This is a genomic window from uncultured Roseibium sp., from assembly GCF_963675095.2.
GTDB lineage: Bacteria > Pseudomonadota > Alphaproteobacteria > Rhizobiales > Stappiaceae > Roseibium.
Genome location: NZ_CAXXSJ010000028.1, coordinates 231,276 through 248,404, shown reverse-complemented (window position 1 = coordinate 248,404; position 17,129 = coordinate 231,276). Strand labels below are relative to the sequence as shown.

The window sequence follows — 17,129 nt, the reverse complement described above, 5'->3', positions numbered from 1 at the left end:
TCCCGGCAGAGCGGATCAATCCGCCGTATCTTTTAATTTCCGATGGCCCGGCCGTGAAGGACGCCCTGGGGCAGGTTCACGGTCGAATTGATCACATCCGGCTTGTGCCGCGGTGTTCTGAAGCGGATGATACGCCTATCTGACTTACAAGGCGATTAACTCAGGCTCTTGCAGAAAACCGACAACGACTGATCTATATAGGGAAAGACGTGCGGGCTGCAATGCAGACAGTGATCACCCGGTTTCACGAAGAGGCGAGAATGCTTGACGATATCTACAATGCCAGGATCCTCGAATTCGCGGGAAACATTCCGCGGATCGGGCGTCTGGAGCATCCTCAAGCGTCGGCAAAGGCCCATTCCAAGTTGTGCGGGTCCACGGTCATTGTGGATCTTTGCCTGAAGGATGGTGTCGTTTCCGATTATGCCCACGACGTGAAAGCCTGCGCGCTGGGCCAGGCGTCTTCTTCGATCGTCGCCCAACACGTCATTGGCGCCGCGCCGGAAGAACTGCGCGAGGTCCGCAAGACCATGCGGGCCATGCTGAAGGACGGCGGCGAGCCGCCCACGGGCCGGTTCGAGGACCTGAAATTCCTGGAGCCGGTGCGCGAATACAAGGCCCGCCATGCCTCCACCATGCTGGTCTTTGACGCCATCGTCGATGCGCTGGATCAGATCGAGGCAGAACATGCGGGGTCCAGTGCGGAGACCGTGGCCTGACCCGGGAAAGACCTGCGAAAAAAATGTCGACGGGCCTCGATAGGATGTTTGTTGTAAGATCACCGGGATGACCATTCTCAGAGACCTGCCGAAACTCATCGGGATCGGGATGATCCAACTGTACCGGTATACGCTGTCGTCCTTCATGGGGCGGGGCTGCCGCTATGCACCGACCTGTTCGGAATATACCGAAGAGGCGATCCGCACCTACGGGCTGTGGGCCGGCGGTTGGATCGGACTGTCCCGGATTCTGAGATGCAATCCCTGGGGTCCTTCGGGCTACGATCCCGTTCCCGATCACCTGCCGAGGGGCCGGAACTGGTTCCGCCCCTGGCGGTACGGCCACTGGACGGGCGCGCACATCAAGAAAGAGCACCGGCTGGATTAGTGCAGGAACTTGTCTGTCACCTTGTTGACGGCGGTCAGGAACACGACGACGAAGCCTGCGAAGGCGAGATAGCGCATTTCGGAAAAAATCGTTCCGTTCAGGTAGTTCAGACCGTCCCGCCACACCCACACGATGATGGCCAGTGCGAGGATGGTTACGGACAATCCGATCAGGTGCCGGCCAATCAGGTGCCGGGCTGGAGATTTCGTCGGTCCGCTCATGTGCCGCCGCCTTTTGCTTCCCGGTCCACCTTGAAGACCAGAAGGTCGTCCCGGCGTTCGACGCGGCCTTCCAGCACCACCGGGACGGCGGTTCTGTCCAGCAGCCATTTCGGTATCGGTCCGCCGTCGGCGGAGGCCATCAGCAAGAAGTTGTGGCCTTCGACCGGCGCAGTGGAGACGAAAACAGGCGGCACGCCGCCGCTGATGCACAGGTTGGCGCAGGCCTTGTGCGCAAGGCCGGTGCCCGGGCGCATGGCACCGGCAGCACATTTCCCGTCGCAGATTTCCCCGGTCAGGCGCCAGCGGCCCAGGTCTTGCGCAGTGGTGGGCACCGGCAGGTCCGCTGGTTGTTCATCCTCCGCCTCCATCCTGTCGCCGACCAGCAGCATCTCTAGGTCGCCGCGCCTGGCGAGAAAGCCGCCAACGACCACCGACTGTCCTTCCAGCTTTTCTGCCCGGTCCGAAACGCCGAATTTGCCGGTTCCGGCCAGCATGACGGCCCGGGCCGGCTTGCCGGCGGAAGCCGCGACCCGAAGAACGGGATAGGGCAGCAGGTCGATGGTTCCGGTCAGTTCGCCTTCCGGCGGTGGGCCGGCGAAGGATCCGGAACCCGGGCTGTCCGTGTCGAGCGCGACGACAAAGGCGGCGGCGGAAAAGGCTCCAACGAAGGTCACGATAAAGACCAGCATCAACCGGCGGATGTCGGCAGGCACTTTCTTGAAATAGCCGACGAAGAAGCCGCGCTCCGGTGGTTTCAGCATGGTCAGCCTCCGCTCGAGGCAGCTGATGCCGCGAGTTGCTCTTCGGGGATGGAAAGCGGTTCCAACCGGGTACCGAGCGGCAGGGGCTCCGGATCGACCAGGACACGGGTGCCGGACAGCGCGACGCGGTACTTGCGGATGCGTTCCTTGAAGGGCGGTGGCGAGCAGCCGTCCTCGAGCCGGTACTGGTAGCCGTGCCATGGGCAGGTGACCAGGCCGAGCACGACCTTACCTTCGCCGACCGGGCCGTTCTGGTGCGAACACAGGTTGGAAAGTGCGGAGAGTTTTCCCTTGGAGCGGAAGACGGCGATGCGCTCGCCGCCGGGTGCCGCTCCGATGATCGCCCGGTTTTCGGCAATCTCCGTGAGGTCGCCGATGTCGATCCAGTGCGTCTTTTCATCCTGCGCTGAAGCCGCCTTGTCGGCGGCCCGCTCCCGCCTGCCGGCGATCAGGTGCAAGGCGCACAGGGTCCCGAGGCTTATGAACAGGAAGACCCCGAGGGCCGCGTTCTTGCCATCGGCGAGCGCCCCAAGCGTCACATGGAGCACGACGGCTGCATAGGCCCCGTAGACGCTCATGTGGATCGCCTTCCAAAGGGGAGGAGACAGGAAGGAGAGCCAGAAATCGTGGCTGGTGGCGGCGAGCACGGCGAGGATCGTCAGTGCCAGCACGCCGAACAGCTCGAAGGGAAACCCCGCCACATGTCCGAAGCTCGTATTACTGGTGAAGAGTGCGAGCAATTGCGGCGTCGGGCTGAAGGCGAAATACCAGGCAAGCACGTACCAGGCATGGGTGGCGGCGACGATCGCGGTCATCACGCCGAAATGGCGGCGATTGTAGAGAAGCGGCATGAGGCGCACGTCGAGCCGGGCAAGCGGTCCAATGGCAAGCACCACCGTTAGCAGGATGAGGGCAAGCGACCCGAAGGCGCGCATCCGCAGGATGGGAACGTTTGTCTCCGCCATTGCCTGCGAGAGCATCGGGCCGAGCTTCAGGAAGATGAGCACATAGGCGACGATCGCAACGATCAGCACGGCGTCGTAGATGAGCTTGGTCCGGTTCCAGAGGACGGGCTGATAGGAAACGCTCATGATTGTCCTGTTGCCGTCTTGCTAGGTTCATCCAGCCGTATGGCCGGCGCGTCTTTGGAAAGTTTGGGGTAGCTCAGGAAAATGACGGTCAGCGCCACGGGCAGGGCGATTGCCAGCAGCGTCCAGATGGCGGCATGGGCTCGTCGGTGTCTGCGTTGCATCAGTGGCTTCCCCGCGACAGGACCCACCAGCGCCACAGGACCAGCGGCCACAGGAGAACGATGCCGGGAAGCAGAAGAGGCCGCACCGCATAGGCGCCCTCTGCGGCCTCATCGATCCGGTCGATGCCGTAAAGAAGGAACGCGATGCCCGTCACCAGACCGGCGGCAGCCCATACCATCAGGCCCCACGGCGACGGGATCGGAAAACGCCAGCATCGGCGACCTAAACCTTGCCGGTTGCGGGAATGGCGCCGCCGGTCGTGACGCCTCCCTCCGGCGTCATCAGGAAGGCGATCAGCCGGGCGATCGATTCCGGTTTCACCCAGGTGTCGGTCTTCGCATCCGGCATCGCCTCCCGGTTCTGCGGGGTGTCGATGGTGCCGGGAAGAATGCAGTTGGCGGAGATGCCATGTTTCCGGTTTTCTGCAGCGATGGCTTCCGTCAGGCGGAGGACGGCCGACTTGGAGGCCGCATAGGCGGCCTGGCGGGCGCCTGCTTTTTGCCCGGGGGCCGCGGAAATATGCACGATGCGCCCGTAGCCCGCCTCTTGCATGGGCTTCAGTACGGCGGCGCTGATGCAATAGGCCGTCTTCGCATTCATCGACATGAATTTTTCCCAGAGCGCCCAGACCGTCATCATCGACAGGGCCCATGCCGAAACCGCCGACCGTATTGACGAGGCCATCGAGCCTGCCGAAGGTCGCAAGGGCACTTGTCGACAACCGCCTGACAGGCTTCGGGTTTGGAGGTGTCGATGCCGCCGATCTTCAGCAAAGCGGCTTTTCCACTGGCGCCCGGCTCGAGCTGTTCCATGCCGGGGGTCGCTGAAATTCACGCAGACGACACCTGCACATACATCCTGCAGCGTATCGACGACGGCGCTGCCGAGGTTGCCCGATGCGCCTGTAACCATGACAATGCGATCTTTCATGATGCTCCCCTCCCGGCGCGGAAGTTCCGCGTCCCGTTCCCCTGCGACCGGCCGTCCGCAAAACGCGCTCAATCCAATGCTGGCTGCCAAATTGTCGCAGGTCAACAATCATGCCGCGCAGGCCGGCTGACACTTGCGTGACCGGCGTTTCGCCATCCACGTTCAGATTCCGATTCGAAAAGACTCAACGCTGGCTATGTAGGCGTCCCCGCAATCGCGGTACGGCGCCGCCGCTACGGAAGGCGCGGTCGAAATGCGGCCGGATTTCCGGATTAAGCATTGACCAGCTGTCAAGCCGGTGCGAGGTCGCCCGAGAAAAATACAGAAAACCCGGAAGGGTGGAGAGCTGCACGTGGAAGACTTCCATTTCATCATGATCAAGCCGACGCATTACGACGACGACGGCTACCCGATTCAATGGCTACGTTCCGCGATCCCCTCCAACACGCTTGCCTGCCTGAACGGCCTGGCAGAGGCTGCGATCGACGGAAGGCGCTCGGGCCCCGATGTCCGGATCCATCTGCACACCTATGACGAGACCAACACGCGGGTGAAACCGGCGAAGATCATCCGCATGATCCGGGAGTCCGGCGGCAAGGCCCTGATCGGCCTGGTCGGGTTCAGTCCAACCAGTTCCCGCGCGCGGTCGATCTGGCCCAGAAGTTCCTGAAGGCGGACCTGCAGGTTGCCATCGGTGGCTTCCACGTTTCCGGATGCATGTCCATGCTCAAGGAAATGCCGCAGGAGATGGTCGACGCGCAGAAGATGGGAATTACCTTCTTCGCCGGCGAAGCGGAGGATCTGCGTCTGGACGAGGTCTTCCGGCACGCCTATGCAGGTGAGCTGAAGCCGATCTACAATTACATGTCGGACCTGCCGTCGCTCGATGGCGAGCCGACGCCGATCCTGCCGTCGAAGCACATCCAGTTCACCGCCGGCTCCCATTCCAGTTTCGATCTGGGCCGGGGCTGTCCGTTCCAGTGCTCTTTCTGCACCATCATCAACGTACAGGGCCGCAAGAGCCGGTTCCCGCTCCGCCGACGACCTGGAGCGGATCATCCGCGACAACTACGCCCAGAAGATCAACCGCTTCTTCATCACCGACGACAATTTCGCCCGCAACCGCCACTGGGAAGAGCTGTTCGACCGGCTGATCTATCTGCGCGAGGAAGAAGGTTTCGACATCAAGTTCATCATCCAGGTCGACACGCTGTGCCACCGGATCAAGAACTTCATCGAGAAAGCGACACGGGCCGGGGTCAACCGGGTGTTCATCGGGCTTGAGAACATCAACCCGGACAACCTGATGGCCGCCAAGAAGCGGCAGAACAAGATCACCGAATACCGCGAGATGCTGCTCGCTTGGCGCGACCATGGCGCGACCACCTATGCCGGCTACATCATCGGGTTCCCGAACGATACCAAGGAATCCGTCCTGCGGGACATCGAGATCATCAAGAAGGAACTGCCGCTCGACCTCCTGGAGTTCTTCTTCCTGACGCCGCTGCCCGGATCGGAGGACCACAAGGTGCTTCTGGAAAAGGGCATCTGGATGGATCCGGATCTGAACAAATACGATCTGAACCACCGGGTCAGCCATCATCCGACGATGTCCGACGCCGAATGGGAGGATGCCTACCGCGCCGCCTGGGACAGCTATTACAGCATGGATCACGTCACCACGGTGCTGCGCCGGGCGGCGGCCCATCCCAGAGGCCGGCCGGGCAACAAGCTGTTCCTGATGATGTGGTTCTGGCTGATGGTACGCTACGAAGGCGTTCATCCGCTGGAGGGCGGTTATTTCCGGATCAAGGTGCGCACTGACCGCCGCTCGGGCCTGCCGATCGAAAACCCGCTGGTCTTCTATCCCCGTTACCTGACCGAGATCGTTTCCAAGCACTGGGCGATCGTCAGCAACGTTGCCAAGTTCTACTGGCGCTACAAGGCGATCAAGCGGGCGCCGGATCGCAAGACCTACACGGACCTTGCGCTAACACCGGTCGACCAGGACAATCAGAACGACCTGTCGATGATGATGGAGACCCGTGGCGGTCAGGAAGCCGTTGCCAAGGCCAAGCGTGACGCCGAATTGCGACAGTCGGGCAAGGACCGCGCGAAGGTCGCCGGCTAAAAATTCGAAATTGTCCGTGACGTTGCGGACCTTGTGTTTTTCGCAAGACAGAACCGCGCGATAGGAGTATTGAGGCTGTCGCTGCCGGCGGCAGCGGGCGAGTCTTTTTGCGGCCGCCTGACAGCCGGAGCAAAGGTTCAATTTACCGGCGCCTGGACGCCGGGTTTTCGGGGCCGAATGATTGCCCGACGATGCTGATAATCCGATCATAATCAGGGAAGCCGATCCGAAGGATCTGGACGGTCTGGTCGCGCTTGAAAACCGCTGTTTTGAAACCGATCGCGTGTCGCGGCGCAGTTTTAGGCGGTTTCTGGAGCGCTCGACCGCGCGGCTTCTCGTGGCCGAGACCGCGGGCAAGATCGCCGGCTACGCGTTGATCCTTCTGCGCAGCGGCACGGCGCTGGCCCGGCTTTATTCGCTGGCCATCGACCCGGATTGTAGAGGGGCGGGGATCGCCCGGCGACTGCTTGCCGCCAGCGAACGTGCGGCCTTCGAGGAAGAGCGGATCGTGCTCCGGCTCGAGGTGCGCGAGGACAACGAGGCTGCGATCGGCCTTTACCGCGCGTCCGGCTACCGCCCTTGCGGACAGGTTCCGGACTATTACGAGGACGGCTGCACCGCGCTCCGTATGGAAAAACTGCTGCATGGCCCCGGTGATAGACCCGGTCTGGGTCGAGGCCGGGCGCCTTATTACGCGCAGACCACCGAATTCACCTGCGGTCCGGCCTGCCTCATCATGGCGGCGAAGCAGTTCGACAGTGATTTTCCGACGGATACCCTGACCGAGCTCTCGTTCTGGCGCGAGGCGACGACGATCTATCTGGCCTCCGGGCACGGCGGTTGCGGGCCGTTCGGCCTGGCGACGGCGGCTGCGCGCAAGGGGCTGACGGCGGAGGTGCGGCTGTCGCCGGACGAACCGCTGTTCCTGGCTTCCGTGCGCGATCCGGAAAAGCGGGAAATCATGAAACTGGTGCAGGAGGGCTACCGGAGGGACGCGCAGGCGCTGGGCGTGACCTCATCTGACCAGCCGCTGATGGCCCGGGAGCTGGCGGCGGAGGTCGCCAAGGGCGCGGTGGCGATCGTGCTGATCTCCGGCTACCGCATGTTCGGTCAGAAAGTCCCGCACTGGATTCTTGTGCACGATCAGGACGAGCGCCATCTGATCATCCATGATCCGTGGCTGGAACACGAACGGCACGAAAGCCCCGCGGATGCGGCCAATTTGCCGATCCCGGATGCGGAATTCGAGCGCATGGCGCGATGGGGCCGGACGGCTGTCCGCGCTCAGGTCATATTACGAAAGGAATAGGGACGCATGCCGACCTGGGTCATTCTCGTCGATAATCTGAAAGACATCTCCAACGCGGATACGGCGCACAAGGTCATGACCGTCAGGGACTACCTGATGCGGCCGAAGCTGTTTACCGGCATCAATCCGAATATCCTGAACTTCTCCCGCTCCTTCGCCTACCAGGGGGCCGGCTATTACGCCTCTCTGCTGGCCGAGGCGCGCCAGCACAGGGTGCTGCCGAGCGTGGAGACCATGATCGAGCTGTCGCGCAAGCAGCTCTACAATCACGCCCTGCCGGAACTGGAAAACAGCCTGAACCAGTGCTTCCGCAAGATTGGGGATGCGGCGGCGGAGATTTCCAGGATCACCGTCTGTCTCGGGCAGACCGGCAACGAGCAACTGGAGCCCTTCGCGCGGCTGTTGTTCGACTGGTACCGGACCCCGATCCTGGAAGTCACGGTCGAGCCGGGCGAATGGCGGGCGATCCGCAAGATCCGTCCGCTGGCGATCACCGAACTGGATGCGCCGCGCCGCACCTTTCTGATCGAGGCGCTGGAGCGCTACACGCACCGTCCCTGGCGGGCGCCGAAACAGCGTGCGGTGATGAAATATGCGCTGGCCGTGCTCTCCGATCCGAAGGAAGAGCTGCCGCCCTCAAGCATTTCCTCGCTTAAATACATGGCGAAGGTCGCCGCCCGCCACGGCGTGGAACTGGTGCCGATCGGCAAGGGCGATCTGGACCGGCTTGCCCAGTACGACGCCCTGTTCATCCGCGAGACGACCAATATCGACAATCACACCTATCGCTTCGCGCGGCGCGCGGTGCAGGAGCGCATGCCGGTGATCGACGATCCGGTCTCCATGATCCGCTGCACCAACAAGGTCTATCTGGCCGAGCTGCTGGAGGCACACGGTGTTCCGACGCCGAAGACGGTAATCCTGTCCTCGCTGAAAGAGGCGGACCAGCTGGAAGAGCGGCTCGGGTCTCCCGTGGTCCTGAAGATCCCGGACGGGTCTTTCAGCCGGGGCGTGTTCAAGGTGACGGGGCGAGGAGGCGATCCGGGGCAAGCTGAAGGAGTTGTTCGAGGACAGCGACATCATACTGGCACAGGAATATTGCCCGACCGAATTCGACTGGCGTATCGGCGTGCTCGACGGCGAGCCGCTGTTTGCCGTCCAGTACCTGATGGCGAAGAAGCACTGGCAGATCGTGCGCCACGAGGACGGCAAGAAGTCGGTCGAGGGCAGCTTCCGCTCCACCTCGCTCGCCGAGGCTCCGCCCGCGGTCGTGGAAACCGCCATCCGCGCCGCGCGCTTGATCGGAGACGGGCTCTATGGTGTCGACCTGAAACAGATCGGCGACCGGGTCGTGGTCATCGAGGTCAACGACAATCCCAACCTCGACCACGGCTGCGAGGATTCGGCGGAAAAGGACATCGTCTGGGACCAGCTGATCCGCTGGTACCTGAAGCGGCTGGAGAACAGGTAGCAGCACGAGGTTGCCCCTCCCGCCCAAATCGCTTATGTGAAGGCGCATCAATCAAACGAGAAACGCTTACCTGCCTTGTCTGCAGGAGTGAGCTGGAGAAAAGATATGATCAGCCTGACTTTCCCCGACAATTCCGTGCGCGAATTCGAACCCGGCATCAGCGGTGCCGAGATCGCCGAAGGCATTTCCAAGTCCTTGCGAAAAAAGGCCGTGGCCGTCTCGATCGACGGCGAGCTGAGGGATCTTTCCGATCCGATCACCGCCAATGCCAGCATCGAGATCGTCACCCGTGACGAACCGCGTGCGCTGGAACTGATCCGCCACGATGCGGCCCATGTCATGGCCGAGGCCGTGCAGGAGTTGTGGCCGGGCACCCAGGTGACAATCGGCCCGGTGATCGAGAACGGTTTCTACTACGACTTCAAGCGCGTCCATCCGGACACCCGCGAGGACTGGCCGTTCACGCCGGACGATCTGACCGTCATCGAAAAGAAGATGCGCGAGATCATCGCCCGCAACGAGCCGTTCACCAAGGAAGTCTGGACCCGTGACAAGGCGAAGGACGTCTTCGCCGACATGGGCGAAGCCTACAAGGTGGAACTGGTCGACGCGATCCCGGAAGATCAGGACCTGAAGATCTACCGCCAGGGCAAGTGGTTCGACCTGTGCCGCGGTCCGCACATGGACTCCACCGGCAAGATCGGCAATGCCTTCAAGCTGATGACGGTGGCCGGCGCCTATTGGCGCGGCGATTCCACCAAGCCGATGCTGACCCGCATCTACGGCACCGCCTGGGCGAGCGACAGCGACCTGAAGAACTACCTTCACATGCTGGAGGAAGCCGAAAAGCGCGACCACCGCAAGCTCGGCCGGGAAATGGACCTGTACCATTTTCAGGAAGAGGGACCCGGCGTCGTCTTCTGGCATGCCAAGGGCTGGAGCCTGTTCCAGAAGCTGGTGGCCTATATGCGCCGCCGGCTGGACGCCGACTATGACGAGGTGAACGCGCCGCAGGTGCTGCATACCTCGCTGTGGGAGACCTCCGGTCACTGGGGCTGGTACAAGGAGAACATGTTCTCCGTGCAGTGCGCCGATACGGAAGCCGAGGACGACCGGGTGTTCGCGCTGAAGCCGATGAACTGTCCGGGGCACGTTCAGATCTTCAAGCACGGACTGAAATCCTACCGCGACCTGCCGCTGCGCCTTGCCGAGTTCGGTATGGTGCACCGCTACGAGCCGTCGGGCGCCATGCACGGGCTGATGCGCGTGCGCGGCTTCACCCAGGACGATGCGCATATCTTCTGTACCGAAGAGCAGATGGCGGCGGAATGCCTGAAGATCAACGACCTGATCCTGTCGGTCTACAAGGACTTCGGCTTCGACGAAATCGTCGTCAAGCTGTCGACCCGGCCGGAAAAGCGCGTCGGCTCCGACGAGCTATGGGATCACGCCGAAGCGGTGATGGAAAAGGTCTTGAAGCAGATCGCCGATCAGTCCGGCGGCCGCATCAAGACCGACATCCTGCCGGGCGAGGGCGCCTTCTACGGGCCGAAGTTCGAATATACGCTTCGGGACGCCATCGGCCGTGAATGGCAGTGCGGTACCACCCAGGTGGACTTTAACCTGCCTGAACGGTTCGGTGCCTTCTACGTGGACAGGGACGGGGAGAAGAAGACCCCGGTCATGATCCACCGGGCTATCTGCGGCTCGATGGAGCGGTTCCTTGGGATCCTGATCGAGAACTACGCCGGGCATTTCCCGCTGTGGCTGGCACCGCTGCAGGTGGTCGTGGCGACGATTACCTCCGATGCCGACGACTACGGTCAGGAAGTCGCCGAGAAGCTTCGGGCGGCCGGTCTCAAGGTGGAGACCGATTTCCGCAACGAGAAGATCAACTACAAGGTCCGCGAACATTCGCTGGCCAAGATCCCGGCGATCATTGTCTGTGGCAAGCGGGAAGCCGAAGAGCGGACCGTGAACGTCCGCCGTCTCGGCTCCAAGGACCAGACCTCCATGGGGCTGGACGAGGCAATCGCGGCTTTCGCCGAAGAAGCAGTCGCGCCGGATCTCAAGTAAGACACAAGCCAATCACGGGGAACTCGCGCTCATAGAGCGTGAGTTCCCCGTGCTGCCATGTCTGTGATTAAGCTGAAAGAGACTGCCGAACCGGGCGTGAGCGCCAGTTCTACTGCGTCACGCTGGCCGGCGCCGCATCGCTCGCGTTCGCCAGGACTTCCACTTCCTTGTCATCGCCCGATGCGACCTTGAACTTGCGCTGGAAAATCTTGCCGTTGTTCCGCGCGACCACTTCGTATTCACCGGCGGACAGGACGAAGGCCGGAAATGCGCCATTTGCTTCCACGACCACGTCGCCGCCCGGGCTCAAGACGGACCAGGAGGTATTGGCGATCGCTTCACCGCCCGGGTCGTTGACGAGCTTCAACGTGATGTCGGCGGCCTGATGATACATGGTCGCTTCGGTCAGTTTGCCGGGAATGACCTGAATGTCGGCCCGCACGACCGCATTGGCGCCGCCGTAACGGCTGACCACATGGTAAGTGTCGGAATTCAGCCGGACGATCGTCCCCGGCTTGATGTCCTGGGCCACGAGATTGCGTTCGCCGCGTTCGTTGTACTCGGTTCCGTAGATATCGAATTCGACCGTACCGTTCCTGATCTGCTGATCCTGGGTCAGCATGGCATCCAGTTTGATGCCGCCCGCGTTCAGGATCACCATCTTGGACATGACGTCCCGGCCGATGACGATCCGGTTGGTCGCGGTCGCATGTCCGTACGCGGTGTGAATCAGATAGGCGCCGGGATCGAGGCGGAATTCGGCATCGCCGCCGCGGGAGGTGGCAACAAGCTCAAGCCGGCCGTCCTCATTGGTGGTTTCGCTGTAGATGCGCCAGATCAGGCCATTCTCGAGCGACTTGCTGTCGCGGGTAAGCTTTGCCATCAGGTAGAGCGCACCCTGCTTGGTTCCGGCAGGGAAGGCGTCGCCGGGCAACTGCGTCGGCGCATAGGGAACCAGTGCGTCGCTGAACAGCGGCTCGGGTTCACGGTCGAGCAGGTTTTCGATCGGATTTTCCGGTGCGGCGGCCGGTGCGTTGGGATCGGGTTTTGCCCGAGGGGGCATCGGCGCGGTCTGGGCATGCGCCTCGCCTGTGAAACCGGGCAGATCCACGGTCGCAGGCGCGAAAACGAGGCCTGCGATCACTGTCAGGCCGATAACTGCCGCTTTGCAAGATCGCTTCACGATTCCGAACTTGCCCATTCTTACCCCGATACCTTACGGCGGTTTCTTTTCACGACTGCCACGTCATGCATACGCTTTTTTATGCTCCTGTCTTGTGTGCCGAAAAATCGGGCAAATTCAAGACCTATTCGTTAAAAGTTGACAACCGCGTTCGATGAATTACCTCAATGCGGCAGAGACTTCCAGGGTCATGACCCTAACCTTGACACCTCTAAGACAGGCGATCCCCATATGTCGAATTTCGCGCCCCGTTGCCAGGAGGCTCTCGATTTCCTTCTCAGGCGCCGCTCGCATCCTTCCGTCACCATGACGGCTCCCGCACCTTCGGAATCGGAGTTGACGGATATACTGACCGTCGCGGCCCGTGTGCCGGACCATGGAAAACTCGCCCCCTGGCGCTTTGTGATCTATCGGGCCGGACAGGGCGAGCGGATCGGTGAGAAGCTCCTGGAAATCGCAGAGGCGAAAGAAGGGGCGCAGCTGGACGAAGCGCGCCGGCAGCAGGAACTGACCCGCTTTGCCCGCGGACCGCTCGTCGTCGGTGTCCTCAGCTGCGCTGCCGTCCATCCGAAGATCCCGGTCTGGGAACAGGAGCTGTCCGCAGGTGCTGTCTGCATGAACCTGGTCAGCGCCGCCACGGCATCGGGCTATGCCGCCCAGTGGATTTCCGAATGGTATGCCTTCGATGAGGAAGCGAGCCGGTTCCTCGGTGCGAAGGACGGGGAGCGCTTCGCCGGCTTCATCCATATCGGTACGCCGACCCAGGCGCCGTTCGAACGCCCGCGCCCGGAACTGGCGCAGATTTGCACTGACTGGTCGGAGAGCTGAACCCCATGTTTTATGAAACGTCAAAGAACGATCACGGATTGCCCTACAATCCTTTCAAGGCCATCGTCGCCCCCCGGCCGATCGGCTGGATTTCCTCCCTCGACAAGGGGGGGCGTCCGAACCTGGCGCCCTACAGCTTCTTCAACGCGGTCGCCGACACGCCGCCGATCGTGATGTTTTCGTCGAACGGCTACAAGGACAGTGTGGCCAATATCGACGAAACCGGAGAGTTCGTCTGCAACATGGTGAGCTACGACCTGAGGGACGCCATGAACGCATCCTCCGCGCCGTTGCCGCATGGCGAGTCGGAGTTCGAACGGGCCGGCCTTGAAACGGCACCGTCGCGGCTCGTCAAGGCACCGCGGGTCGCCAAGGCCTATACCGCGCTGGAGTGCAAGCACCTGAGGACCATTCGCCTGCAGGATGTCGATGGCAAGGATGCGGATAACTGGATGGTGCTGGGCCAGGTGGTCGCCGTTTATATCGATGACAGCGTCATCGTCGACGGCCGTCTGGACATCACCCGTGTCCGGCCGCTGACCCGCCTCGGATACAAGGATTACGCGGTCACCGACGAAGTCTTCGAGATGACCCGTCCGCAGGACTGATTTTCGCAAATTGCGAAAACCATCGCCAAATTGCTGAGTCGGCCGGGTGCGCCTTTGGGGGCGTCCCGGCCGTTTCTTTTGGCTTGTTCACAGCCTGAGGACATAGTTTTCGGTAAATTTGACAAGTCGTTCGTGTGAAAGAGGTGACTTCCATCCCGAATATCTTCCAGGATGTCGTTTGTTAAGATTTTGTTAACCATTGAGGCGCGAAGTTAACCAACTAGTAACGGTTCCATCGGGGAGAAGGGATCATGCGTGTAGCTGACTCCGCCTCGATCGCGTCTCGGATCGAGCAAGCATTTCAGTCCGCAAGTACATCGACAGGTACCTCCTTTGAGTACCTGGTGAAGACGGCGGCACGGGAATCGTCATTCAATCCACAGGCCAAAGCCAGCACTTCGAGCGCGACCGGGCTTTTCCAGTTTATCGAATCCACCTGGCTTGAGACCATGAAGCAGGCCGGGCCGGAACATGGGCTGGGCAAATACGCAGACCAGATCGAGCAGACCAGAAGCGGCAAGTACCGGGTGAAGGATCCGGACATGCGCCAGGAAATTCTTGACCTGCGCAAGGATCCGGAAATCGCATCTGTTCTGGCCGGGGAACTCACCCAGAAAAACGCTGCTCAACTGAGCCAGAAGCTCGGACGCGATCCGACGGACGGTGAGTTGTATATGGCGCATTTCCTGGGCGCATCGGGGGCGAACCGGCTCATCAGCGCGACCCAGGACAATGCTGATATGCGCGCCGACAAGCTGTTCCCGACCCAGGCGCGGGCCAACCGGTCGATCTTTTATGATCGGAGCGGCTCGCCCCGGACAGCCTCGGAAGTCTATGAGGCTATCGTTTCCAAACACGATGCGGTCACCATGATCGCAAGCCTTTCCGGTTCCGCCGCTGTTCCGAATGCGAAGCCGGCAGACGGGGTGCGGGTCGCCAGTGGCCAGCCGGTGCCCGACAAAGGGATACCGGAGACCCTGACAGAGACCCTGCCGGAGAATCTGGATGAGGCGACGCAACGCGTCTTGAACGCATTCCGAGCCGCGGAAACGCGGAACCCGTTCGAGGCCCTGTTCCGGAATGACCCGGCTTCGGCAACGACCGGGGTCAACACCGCCTATACCTCGGCTTTCACGGCCGTCTCCGACAGCCGATACACGAGCAGCGCATCCTCGCAGGTTGCGGCCCAGGAACTGGCGGCGGCAGAACGTCACCGCCCGCTGGATCTGACGCAATTCCTGCGCTTCAAGGAAGATGACGATCAAAAGGATCTGTTGCCACCGGCTTGAGTGGGTCCCAGCGCCGGTCCTCGCGTGCGGATTGTCATATTTATGGTGAACCGATCGTTAAGTCTTTGATGTCAGGCTTGAACCTGAACCGAAGACCAGTTGTGCGTCACCATGATCATACGAGAGTTTCTGAATTGGGTTGAGAATGCTCCGGACGCGCCCCGCGCAGACGCTGCCGGTGCCCTTGCCCGTGCCTGGCTTTATTCCGACCTGAGCGAGGAAGATCGCAGGGCCGCTGCTGCGGCCCTCACATTCCTTCTGGACGATCCCTGTCCGCAGGTGAGGGAGGCTCTGGCGCGAAGCCTGGCGGAACACGGCGAGGCCCCGCGGCACGTTATTCTCAGCCTGTCGGAGGACGTCGAGGCCGTTGCCGAAATCGTCCTCACATCCTCGCCGATCTTTACCGAGGTTGAACTCGTTGACGCCCTGGCACAGGGTTCGGACCGCATTCAATGCGCCATCGCCAGCCGGAAGGGGCTCCAGCCGGTCGTTGCCGCGGCCCTTGCCGAGGTCGGTTGTGCCCGGGCCTGTCAGGTGATGCTGGAAAACCGGTCGGCCGAAATCCTCAAATCCAGCCTGGTTCGCATTGCCGAGCGCCACGAAGCCGTCATGCCGGTGAGCGAGGCACTGCTGAATCGGCCCGGTCTGTCCCTGACCCTGCGCCACAAGCTGCTCAGCCGGTTCGCGGAGCGGCTGGAAACCCATCCCATGTTTGCCGAAAAGGTGCCGGATCACCTGAAGGAGGAGTTCTTGGCGGATGCGGCGGACAAGGTCACCCTGCATCTCGCCCTGGAAGCTTCAGACAGGGAAATGCCGGACTTCGTGGAGCACCTACGCGCCGAGGCCCTGCTGACGACGAAATTCCTGCTGCGGGCCGTTTGTTGCGGCCGATTGCGGTTGTTTGCGGCAGCCCTCTCCCTTCTCGGCAACGTTCCGCCGGACCGGCTGAAACCGCTGCTGATGTCGGTCCGCCTGCCGGCGCTGAAAGCGGTTCTGCGCAAGGCGGGATTGCCGCTCCGATCTCACCAGGCCTTTCTGCTGGCCATCGAAATCGCCCGTAGTGCCGAGGCGGATTTCACCCGGGACATGAGCCTGGAGCAGGCGCGCACGCTGACCGAAGCCCTGTTGTCGGAAATTCAGGACGGAGCGCTCGGAGCGGACGAGGATATCGCCGCGTTCCTGCGACGGTTCGCGGTCGATGTGGCACGGCTGGAGGCACGGGCCTTCGTCAAAGGCAATTTGCAGAAAGCGCTGAAAGCCGCCTGAGGAAAGCCTTCGGAAAAGTAATGGCGGCAGGTGCCGCTCAGCCGATCATCAACTCGTCGTCTTCGGCCTTGGGCGGAAACTGGGCAAGGTAGTCTTCGGTCACTTCCGAAAGCCTGTCGGCAAGGGCCGCACCGGTCGGGTTGTCCGTGTCGCGGGCGCCTTCGGCGACCATAGCCCGGATCGCCTCGACATATTGCTCTACCAGGGACAGCGGCAACTTGTCCGGGCCGGGAACATGTTCCAGCAGGCGGCAGAAGCTGGAGGCAACAGACCCCACAAGGGGGTAGCCGAGCGTGAGCGCCTGGCCCTTCATGTTGTGAGCCGCCTGAAAGAGCGTCTCCAGGTTCGCCTTGGTGAGCCCTTCGGCGCGGATCGTGTCGTAGACATCCGTCAGCTCGGATGTCTCATTGCTCATCCAGCCGTCGAATTTTCCCGAAAGCCGTTCAAGAGCCTGTTCGGCCGCCTTCACCGGGTCGAAGTTCTTCGCCTCGCGCTTGCTCAAGACGCGTACCTTTTTCCGGAGATCCGTCGGAGGCGAGAGGATTTCCCGCCCTTCTTCCTCAAGAGGCTTTGCAGCCATGGTCATACCTTTGCCTCGCCGCATTTCGCAGGCGCTTTCCGCAACGCCGGGATTATCTCCTGATCTCCGGACCAGGGGCTTAAATTCGCGTTTCAGTATGCGTAAATCTGCTTAAC

16 protein-coding genes and 2 pseudogenes are annotated in these 17,129 nt (G+C 61.7%); 10 read left to right on the top strand and 8 right to left on the bottom strand.

All coding sequences use genetic code 11. The features are described from left to right. Window positions 1-260 precede the first annotated feature (260 nt). Together ABIN98_RS10855 and yidD are read left to right on the top strand one after the other, a co-directional pair. Entirely contained in the window at window positions 261-719 is a 459-nt protein-coding gene (locus ABIN98_RS10855; protein WP_346909864.1) for an iron-sulfur cluster assembly scaffold protein, read from the top strand. A 67-nt stretch (window positions 720-786) separates the two neighbouring features. Then, window positions 787-1,107, top strand: a complete 321-nt coding sequence (gene yidD / locus ABIN98_RS10850; protein WP_346909862.1) for a membrane protein insertion efficiency factor YidD — start codon at window positions 787-789, stop codon at window positions 1,105-1,107. On the opposite strand, the gene ABIN98_RS10845 is transcribed toward yidD, so the two are convergent. Genes ABIN98_RS10845 through ABIN98_RS10820 form a run of 6 tightly spaced genes read right to left on the bottom strand, consistent with a single transcriptional unit; the run spans window position 1,104 to window position 4,254 of the window. Beyond that, a complete protein-coding gene (locus tag ABIN98_RS10845; RefSeq protein WP_346909860.1) occupies window positions 1,104-1,328 on the bottom strand; it encodes a hypothetical protein in 225 nt (74 codons plus the stop codon). The genes yidD and ABIN98_RS10845 overlap by 4 nt on opposite strands. After that, window positions 1,325-2,089, bottom strand: a complete 765-nt coding sequence (locus tag ABIN98_RS10840) for a hypothetical protein (RefSeq protein WP_346909858.1) — start codon at window positions 2,087-2,089, stop codon at window positions 1,325-1,327. The genes ABIN98_RS10845 and ABIN98_RS10840 overlap by 4 nt, the downstream gene beginning before the upstream one ends. A 2-nt stretch (window positions 2,090-2,091) precedes the next feature. Then, complete coding sequence (locus ABIN98_RS10835) at window positions 2,092-3,180, bottom strand: Rieske 2Fe-2S domain-containing protein (RefSeq protein ID WP_346909857.1); 1,089 nt, start codon at window positions 3,178-3,180, stop codon at window positions 2,092-2,094. Beyond that, window positions 3,177-3,341: a hypothetical protein gene (locus ABIN98_RS10830; RefSeq protein ID WP_346909855.1), complete on the bottom strand. Its 165-nt coding sequence runs from the start codon at window positions 3,339-3,341 to the stop codon at window positions 3,177-3,179. Before ABIN98_RS10830 ends, ABIN98_RS10835 begins: the two co-directional genes overlap by 4 nt. Next, a complete protein-coding gene (locus tag ABIN98_RS10825) occupies window positions 3,341-3,520 on the bottom strand; it encodes a hypothetical protein (protein WP_346909853.1) in 180 nt (59 codons plus the stop codon). Before ABIN98_RS10825 ends, ABIN98_RS10830 begins: the two co-directional genes overlap by 1 nt. A gap of 44 nt (window positions 3,521-3,564) precedes the next feature. Next, entirely contained in the window at window positions 3,565-4,254 is a 690-nt protein-coding gene (locus ABIN98_RS10820) for an SDR family NAD(P)-dependent oxidoreductase (RefSeq protein ID WP_346909966.1), read from the bottom strand. 391 nt (window positions 4,255-4,645) lie between these two features. Between ABIN98_RS10820 and ABIN98_RS10815 the strand changes: the two are divergent. The 4 genes and pseudogenes from ABIN98_RS10815 (at window position 4,646) to thrS (ending at window position 11,259) form a co-directional block, all read left to right on the top strand. Beyond that, window positions 4,646-6,403, top strand: a pseudogene (locus ABIN98_RS10815) (B12-binding domain-containing radical SAM protein). A gap of 181 nt (window positions 6,404-6,584) precedes the next feature. Continuing rightward, window positions 6,585-7,712: a GNAT family N-acetyltransferase/peptidase C39 family protein gene (locus ABIN98_RS10810; RefSeq protein ID WP_346909851.1), complete on the top strand. Its 1,128-nt coding sequence runs from the start codon at window positions 6,585-6,587 to the stop codon at window positions 7,710-7,712. 6 nt (window positions 7,713-7,718) lie between these two features. Then, window positions 7,719-9,183 (top strand): annotated as a pseudogene (locus ABIN98_RS10805) (RimK family protein). Window positions 9,184-9,288: 105 nt separating this feature from the next. Continuing rightward, window positions 9,289-11,259 carry a threonine--tRNA ligase gene (gene thrS / locus ABIN98_RS10800; protein WP_346909849.1) on the top strand — a complete coding sequence of 657 codons (1,971 nt, stop codon included), beginning with the start codon at window positions 9,289-9,291 and terminating at the stop codon, window positions 11,257-11,259. Between the two features lie 109 nt (window positions 11,260-11,368). Here the strand turns inward: thrS and ABIN98_RS10795 are convergent, their stop codons facing one another. Further along, entirely contained in the window at window positions 11,369-12,460 is a 1,092-nt protein-coding gene (locus ABIN98_RS10795; RefSeq protein WP_394701480.1) for a hypothetical protein, read from the bottom strand. A gap of 288 nt (window positions 12,461-12,748) precedes the next feature. Here ABIN98_RS10795 and ABIN98_RS10790 point away from each other — a divergent pair, with 288 nt between their 5' ends. From ABIN98_RS10790 to ABIN98_RS10775, 4 genes are all read left to right on the top strand, one after another. After that, window positions 12,749-13,270, top strand: coding sequence for a nitroreductase (locus ABIN98_RS10790; RefSeq protein WP_346909964.1), 522 nt, complete (start codon window positions 12,749-12,751; stop codon window positions 13,268-13,270). 5 nt (window positions 13,271-13,275) lie between these two features. Beyond that, a complete protein-coding gene (locus tag ABIN98_RS10785; protein WP_346909845.1) occupies window positions 13,276-13,878 on the top strand; it encodes a flavin reductase family protein in 603 nt (200 codons plus the stop codon). 251 nt (window positions 13,879-14,129) lie between these two features. Beyond that, window positions 14,130-15,167 carry a transglycosylase SLT domain-containing protein gene (locus tag ABIN98_RS10780; RefSeq protein WP_346909843.1) on the top strand — a complete coding sequence of 346 codons (1,038 nt, stop codon included), beginning with the start codon at window positions 14,130-14,132 and terminating at the stop codon, window positions 15,165-15,167. Window positions 15,168-15,278: 111 nt separating this feature from the next. Next, window positions 15,279-16,433 carry a DUF2336 domain-containing protein gene (locus ABIN98_RS10775; RefSeq protein WP_346909841.1) on the top strand — a complete coding sequence of 385 codons (1,155 nt, stop codon included), beginning with the start codon at window positions 15,279-15,281 and terminating at the stop codon, window positions 16,431-16,433. A 37-nt stretch (window positions 16,434-16,470) separates the two neighbouring features. Here the strand turns inward: ABIN98_RS10775 and ABIN98_RS10770 are convergent, their stop codons facing one another. Beyond that, on the bottom strand, window positions 16,471-17,019 hold the full coding sequence (locus tag ABIN98_RS10770) for an Hpt domain-containing protein (RefSeq protein WP_346909839.1): 549 nt from the start codon (window positions 17,017-17,019) through the stop codon (window positions 16,471-16,473). Window positions 17,020-17,129: the final 110 nt, after the last annotated feature.